Source organism: Microbispora sp. ATCC PTA-5024, from assembly GCF_000511135.2.
Classification (GTDB): domain Bacteria; phylum Actinomycetota; class Actinomycetes; order Streptosporangiales; family Streptosporangiaceae; genus Microbispora; species Microbispora corallina.
The window spans coordinates 126,749-132,943 of sequence record NZ_KI866524.1; the positions used below are offsets into that span (position 1 = coordinate 126,749).

A 6,195-nucleotide genomic window follows, 5' to 3' on the forward strand; every position below is an offset into this window, starting at 1 on the left:
GGACGGGCCCGCCCGCCGTGTCGGCGAGCGCGGCGGCGTCGGCGCCCGCCCGCACGGGCTCGGCGAAGGGCGACGACCAGGCCGTGGTGTCGGCGGGCGCGGCGAGCCGGTCCCACTCCCGCACCTCGGGTTCGGCGCGGCGGAACAGCCGCGTGAGCGCCCACGCGCCCCCCGCGGCCCCCAGGACGGACGGCAGCACGTCGAGCGCCCCCGAGTCGGGGCGGGTGACCGCCGCCACGGCGCCGACGAGCGCGAACACGGCGAGACCGCCCGTGCCGTACCGGATCCGGCGGCGGGCGAGCAGGCCGAGCCCGGCGGCGACGAGCGCGAGCACGACCAGGATGCCGCCGATCAGCGCGAGCTTGTCGGACGAGCCGAACGTCCGGATGGCCCATTCCTTGAGGCCGGCGGGCGTGGCGTCGACCACGGCGTCCCCGACGGCGACCACCGGGGACGCCTCCGGGTTGGTCAGCCCGGCGACGAGCTGGGCCGTGCCCAGGGCCACCGCTCCGGCAGCCACGCCCGCCAGGGCCGCCGCCCACGCGGGCACGCGGAAGGGTTGTGCGTTCACACGTCGAACGCTACGCCCGGCCCCCGGCCGAGGTCTTACGGGCCGATTACGCGACCGCGGCCGTCCGCTGGTCAGGCGAGGACCCTGCCCATGATCAGGGCGAGGGCGCGGAAGGCCTTGCCGCGGTGGCTGATGGCGTCCTTCTCCTCGGCCGACATCTCCGCCGTCGTGCGGGTCTCGCCGTCCGGCACGAAGATCGGGTCGTACCCGAACCCGTTGCTCCCCAGAGGCTCGCGGATGAGCACGCCGTGGACGAAGCCCTCGACCACGTGCTCCTCCCCGGACGGCAGGGCGAGCGCGGCCGTGCACGCGAAGTGGGCCTGCCGCCGGCCGTCCGGCACGTCGCCGACCTGCGCGAGCAGCAGGTCGAGGTTGGCCTTGTCGTCGCCGTGGCTGCCGGACCAGCGGGCCGAGAAGATCCCCGGCATGCCGTTCAGCGCGTCGACGCAGAGCCCGGAGTCGTCGGCGACGGCGGGCAGGCCGCTGGCGGCCGCGACGGCGTGCGCCTTGAGCAGGGAGTTCTCGGCGAAGGTGAGCCCGGTCTCGGCGACCTCTCCGATGTGCGGGAACTCCTCGAGCCCGACCAGGTCGACCGGCACCCGGGCCTCGGCCAGGATCCGGCGCAGCTCGACGATCTTCCCGGTGTTGCGCGTGGCGAGGACGACCCTGGTCATGCCGGCACTCCCAGGACCTCGGCCTGCACCCGGGTGAGCTCAGCGCAGCCCGCGGCGGCCAGGTCGAGCAGGCCGTCGAGCACGGCCCGGTCGAACGGCGCGCCCTCGGCCGTGCCCTGGACCTCGACGAACTCGCCCCGGCCGGTCATCACCACGTTCATGTCGGTCTCGGCCTTGACGTCCTCGCTGTAGTCGAGGTCGAGCAGGGGCTCGGAGCCGACGACGCCGACGGAGACGGCCGCCACCGAGTCGACCAGGGGGTCGCCCGGGCACATCCGCCGCTTGCGCATCCAGGCCACGGCGTCGGCGAGCGCGACGTACGCGCCGGTGATCGCGGCCGTCCGGGTGCCGCCGTCGGCCTGCAGGACGTCGCAGTCGAGGAGGATGGAGTTCTCCCCCAGGGCCTTGTAGTCCACGCAGGCCCGCAGGGACCGGCCGATCAGCCGGGAGATCTCGTGGGTGCGCCCGCCGATCTTGCCGCGGACCGACTCGCGGTCACTGCGGGTGTTCGTGGAGCGGGGCAGCATGGCGTACTCGGCGGTGACCCAGCCGAGCCCGCTTCCCTTGCGCCAGCGGGGGACGCCGGTCTCGACGGTCGCGGCGCACAGCACCTTCGTCCCGCCGAACTCGACCAGCACCGATCCCTCGGCGTGGGCGAGCCAGTCGCGGGTGATTGTCACAGGACGAAGCTGGTCGGGCAGACGACCGTCGATACGAGCCATAGTGGTCACCCTAGGTCATAGACGGCCCCGCTCCGCGCCAACTCCATCCGGCCGCCGAACCCGCCGTCCGCCGCCTCCTCCAGGACGCGGCGCGGGTCGTGCCAGGGGACGAGGTGCGTGAGGACCAGCGTGCCCACCCCGGCCCGCGCCGCGTGCTCGGCCGCCTGCCGCCCGGTCAGGTGGAGGCCGGGGGTCAGGGACGGCCCGTCGAGGAAGGACGCCTCGCACAGCAGCAGGTCGGCCTCGTGGGCCAGCTTCACCAGCTCGGCGGACTCGCCCGTGTCGGCGGAGTACGCCACCGAGCGGCCCCGGTGGGAGACGCGGACGCCGTACGTCTCGACGGGGTGGTTCATCGGCGCGGCCGTGACCTCGAACGGGCCGATGTGCCGGGTGCCGGCCGACAGTCGGACGAAGTCGAAGGAGCTCTCCAGGACCGGCTCGTCCGGCATGCCGTACGCCGCGTTGAGCCGCCTTGCGGCCCCTCCGGGTGCGTGCACCGGCACCCTCGGCAGCGGGCCCCGTGGCGTGTAGGTCCGTACGACGTGGTAGGCGCACAGGTCGAGGCAGTGGTCGGCGTGCAGGTGGGACAGCAGGATCGCGTCGACGTCGTACAGGCCGAGGTGCCGCTGGAGCGCCCCGAGCGCGCCGTTGCCGAAGTCGACCAGCAGCCGGAAGCCCTCGGCCTCCAGGAGATAGCAGGAGGAGGGGCTGTCGGGGCCGGGGAAGCTGCCCGAACACCCGATGATCGTCACCTTCATCGCGACCTCCCAAAGCCGGCCTCGCCGGGGCGGACGCCCACCGGCGCGGGCTCCACGGATTGGATCTCGGGCCCGAGGAACCGCTGCCCCAGCTCTTCGAACAGGGCCGTGTCGCCCGTGGCGCGGAAGCGGTGCACCGGGTGGGCCTCGCCGTTGGACAGCCCCCGGTCGAGCAGGATCCGGTAGACGTCCTTGGCGGTCTCCTCCGCGCTGGACACGAGCGTTACCCCGTCTCCGGCGACGTATGACAGGGCGCCGGTCAGCAGGGGGTAATGGGTGCAGCCGAGGACGAGCGTGTCGCAGCCGGCGTCCTGGATCGGCTTGAGGTAGCCCCGGATGACCTCGATGAGCTCGTCGCTCATCGTCTCGCCGCGCTCGACGAAGTCGACGAGCAGCGGAGCGGCGACCGTGACGAGCTCGATCTGCGGGGCGGCGGCGAACGCGTCGTGGTAGGCCATCGACTCGACGGTGGCACGCGTGCCGATCACGCCGACCCTGCCGTTCCTGGTCGCCTGGGCGGCCCGGCGGGCGGCGGGCTGGATCACCTCGACGACGGGGACGTCGTACCGCTCCCTGGCGTCCCTCAGCACGGCGGAGCTGGCGCTGTTGCAGGCGATGACCAGCATCTTCACGTCGTGCTCGACGAGGTGGTCCATCACCTCCAGCGCGTACGCGCGAAGCTCGGCGATGGTCTTCGGCCCGTACGGCTGGCGCGCCGTGTCGGCCACGTAGAAGATCGATTCATGGGGCAGCTGGTCGATGATGGCCCGGGCGACGGTCAGGCCGCCCACCCCGCTGTCGAAGATCCCGATGGCCCCGCTGTTGTCCGGCACGGTTCCCAAGGTTAGGGGACCGCCCGGAACCGATCACGGTAAGAATCCTCACACGGCGGGAAACTCTCAGCCCCTGCCCACCCGGGCGAGCTGGCGTGACTGGGCGACCAGGCGGCCGGCCGCGTCCCACACCTCGACCTCCTCGTCGAACCAGCCGTCGCTGATCAGCCGACCGCCGCCGATGAGCGTCAGCCACCCGGGCGCGGGCAGCGCCCGCAGATGCCAGGTCAGCTCGACCGTCGGGGCCCATCCGCGTCCCCCGGCCGAGAACACGACGGGCGGCAGCGCGTCCACCGCGAGCGCCAGGACGTACGGGTCGGGGTCCTGCGGCTCGGCCATCCGGAAGTACGCCCGCGACTCGGGCCTGCCGGTCGGCTCGCCCGAGAGCCATCCGATCGTCGGGGGGTCGAACAGCAGCTCCACCTGGGCGTTGAAGTTCATGTTCGACTCGGGCTTCGGGTCCGGCAGCCGCACACAGCCGTCCGGGGCGGGCATCGGCGCCGACGGCGTGTCCGACCAGAACGGCTCGGCCTCCGCGTCGAGCGTGGCCGTGGTGACCAGCGTCTCGATGTACGGCACGCCGTCCCTGACCAGCCGGGCCCGGCTCATGGCGGCGGTCCGCCCCGCCTTGAGCGTCTCGACCTCGACCCTGGCCGGGCCGGGGGCAGGGGCCCGCAGGAACTGGGCGCTCGTCGAGACGGGGTGCGCGTGCGGCGAGGAGTCCACGACCGCCCGCAGGACGGTGGCCAGCAGGTATCCGCCGTTCAGGGGGCCGCCGATGGAGTAGGCGTCGTCGAGGCACACGTCGTAGGTCGTGTCGTCGACGCGGATCGCCTGCGTTGCCTCGTCGAACTTCGTCACGGCACCCCTCGCTCTTTTCCCGAATGTTGTTCTGTTCATTACTGTAGCGTGGCGGCTCCCACCGGCCCCCCGAGGGCGGTCAAGTGTGATGCAAGCGACTCGCTAGCGTCCCGGCCTACGGTCGGGGCGACCACCGACGACTCCCCCTAGCGAGTGAGCCATGCCCTCCGACACGACCTCCGGGTACCCCTTCCCGGACGACCAGGACCTGGACCGGACCGTCGCCTACCGGACGCCCCGGGCCTTCCGGCCCGCCGGCCCCTCCGCCGGAGTGCCGCAGGACGCCGGGCACACCCGGCGGCTGCCCCAGTGGGACGAGCCCGAGGAGATCGGGTACGGCACGGTCCCCGGCCCGGCCGCACCGCCCCCGGCCGCCCCCCGCCGTAGGGGCCGCGGCTGGATCGTCGCGATCGTCGCGGCCGTGGTCGTGGGCCTGCTGTCCGGCGGCGGCGTGTGGGCGATGTCCCGGCTCAGCGGGGGCGGCAGCCAGCCGCAGGACGTCCTGCCGGGCGGCGCGATCGCCTACGTCCGCCTCGACCTCGACCCGTCGGCCGGGCAGAAGGTGGCGCTCTTCCAGATCGCCCGCAAGTTCTCCGCCACGCGGGACTCGTTCACCGGGGACGACCCCAGGAAGGCCGTGTTCGAGGCCCTGCGGCAGGGTGAGCAGGACCTGGCGTCGATCGACTACGCGCGGGACGTCGAGCCGTGGCTCGGCGACCGGATCGGCCTCGCCGTGCTCCCCCAGAGCGGGAAGGGCGGCGATCCGGACGTCGCGCTGGCCGTCCAGGTGAAGGACGAGGCGGCGGCCCGCTCGGGGCTGGCCAAGCTGGGCGCGGGCCACGCCGGCCTCGCGTTCCGCGACGGCTACGCGCTGCTCGCCCCGACCCAGCGGCAGGCCGACGCGTACGCCGCGGCCGCCCCGCTGTCGCACGACCCGGGCTTCGACGGCGACATGAAGGCCCTCGGCGAGCAGGGCGTGCTGTCCTTCTGGGCCGACCTGGAGAAGGTCGCGTCGGCCGCGGGGCAGGAGTCCGCCGCGGCGCTCCAGCCCCTGCGCGGCGCGCGGCTCGCCGGCGCCCTCCGCTTCGACGGGAGCTACGCCGAGCTCGCGGGCGTCGCCCGCGGGGGCACCCTGACGACGGGGTCGCCGCGGCCCGTCCGGATCGGCGAGCTGCCCGCCTCGACCGTGGGCGCGGCCGCGTTCTCCGGGCTCGGCGACATTCTCGGACGGCAGTGGCCCGCCATCGAGGAGACGGCCCGCAGCGGCGCGGAGGGCGAGTCGTTCACCCGCTTCGTGGAGCAGGCGAAGCAGCAGTACGGCCTGGCGCTCCCGGACGACCTGGTGACGCTGCTCGGCACGAGCCTCACCGTCGCCGTGGACGAGCAGGGACTCGACGGCGACCAGCCGAACGTGGGCGCCGTGCTCGCGACCGACCCGGACAAGGCCGGGCAGGTGCTGGACAAGCTGGAGAAGTTCCTCGCCGACTCCGGCGAGCCCGTCCAGCTCGCGCGCAGCTCCGGTGACGGCACTCTGGTGGTGGCGAGCTCCCAGGAGTACGCCGGCAGGCTGGCGCAGAAGGGCGCGCTGGGCGACGACGAGACCTTCCGCCTGGCCGTGCCGGACGCCGCCGACGCCACCTACGCGGTCTACGCCGACCTCGACAAGGCCGAGAAGCTCTACCTGAACGGCCTGCCCGAAGGCGAGCGGGCCGACGTCCAGGCGCTGCGGGCCGTCGGGCTCAGCGGCCGGCAGACCCCCACCGAGACGACCTTGGG

At 73.8% G+C, this 6,195-nt stretch carries 6 protein-coding genes and 1 pseudogene; 1 reads left to right on the top strand and 6 read right to left on the bottom strand.

The window, feature by feature from the left end; all coding sequences use genetic code 11:
- The 6 genes and pseudogenes from MPTA5024_RS42420 to MPTA5024_RS21350 form a co-directional block, all read right to left on the bottom strand.
- Positions 1 to 571, bottom strand: a pseudogene (locus MPTA5024_RS42420) (molybdopterin-dependent oxidoreductase); the annotation flags it as partial.
- A gap of 71 nt (positions 572 to 642) precedes the next feature.
- Positions 643 to 1,245, bottom strand: coding sequence for an RdgB/HAM1 family non-canonical purine NTP pyrophosphatase (rdgB, locus tag MPTA5024_RS21330; RefSeq protein WP_036327311.1), 603 nt, complete (start codon positions 1,243 to 1,245; stop codon positions 643 to 645).
- Positions 1,242 to 1,967, bottom strand: a complete 726-nt coding sequence (rph, locus tag MPTA5024_RS21335) for a ribonuclease PH (protein ID WP_036327313.1) — start codon at positions 1,965 to 1,967, stop codon at positions 1,242 to 1,244. Before rph ends, rdgB begins: the two co-directional genes overlap by 4 nt.
- A gap of 5 nt (positions 1,968 to 1,972) precedes the next feature.
- The gene (locus tag MPTA5024_RS21340; RefSeq protein ID WP_036327316.1) at positions 1,973 to 2,725 is read right to left on the bottom strand and encodes an MBL fold metallo-hydrolase; all 753 of its coding nucleotides are present in this window, start codon (positions 2,723 to 2,725) and stop codon (positions 1,973 to 1,975) included.
- Positions 2,722 to 3,558, bottom strand: coding sequence for a glutamate racemase (gene murI, locus MPTA5024_RS21345; protein WP_036327319.1), 837 nt, complete (start codon positions 3,556 to 3,558; stop codon positions 2,722 to 2,724). The genes MPTA5024_RS21340 and murI overlap by 4 nt, the downstream gene beginning before the upstream one ends.
- Positions 3,559 to 3,624: 66 nt before the next feature.
- Positions 3,625 to 4,419 carry a thioesterase family protein gene (locus tag MPTA5024_RS21350; RefSeq protein WP_036327321.1) on the bottom strand — a complete coding sequence of 265 codons (795 nt, stop codon included), beginning with the start codon at positions 4,417 to 4,419 and terminating at the stop codon, positions 3,625 to 3,627.
- A gap of 160 nt (positions 4,420 to 4,579) precedes the next feature.
- Here MPTA5024_RS21350 and MPTA5024_RS42425 point away from each other — a divergent pair.
- A partial coding sequence (locus MPTA5024_RS42425) for a DUF3352 domain-containing protein (protein WP_051458484.1) occupies positions 4,580 to 6,195 on the top strand: 1,616 nt, incomplete at its 3' end.

Coding starts and splice junctions, on each gene's coding strand:
- rdgB (WP_036327311.1), bottom strand. CDS start 1,245: ATGACCAGGGTCGTCCTCGCCACGCGCAACACCGGGAAGATCGTCGAG.
- rph (WP_036327313.1), bottom strand. CDS start 1,967: ATGGCTCGTATCGACGGTCGTCTGCCCGACCAGCTTCGTCCTGTGACA.
- MPTA5024_RS21340 (WP_036327316.1), bottom strand. CDS start 2,725: ATGAAGGTGACGATCATCGGGTGTTCGGGCAGCTTCCCCGGCCCCGAC.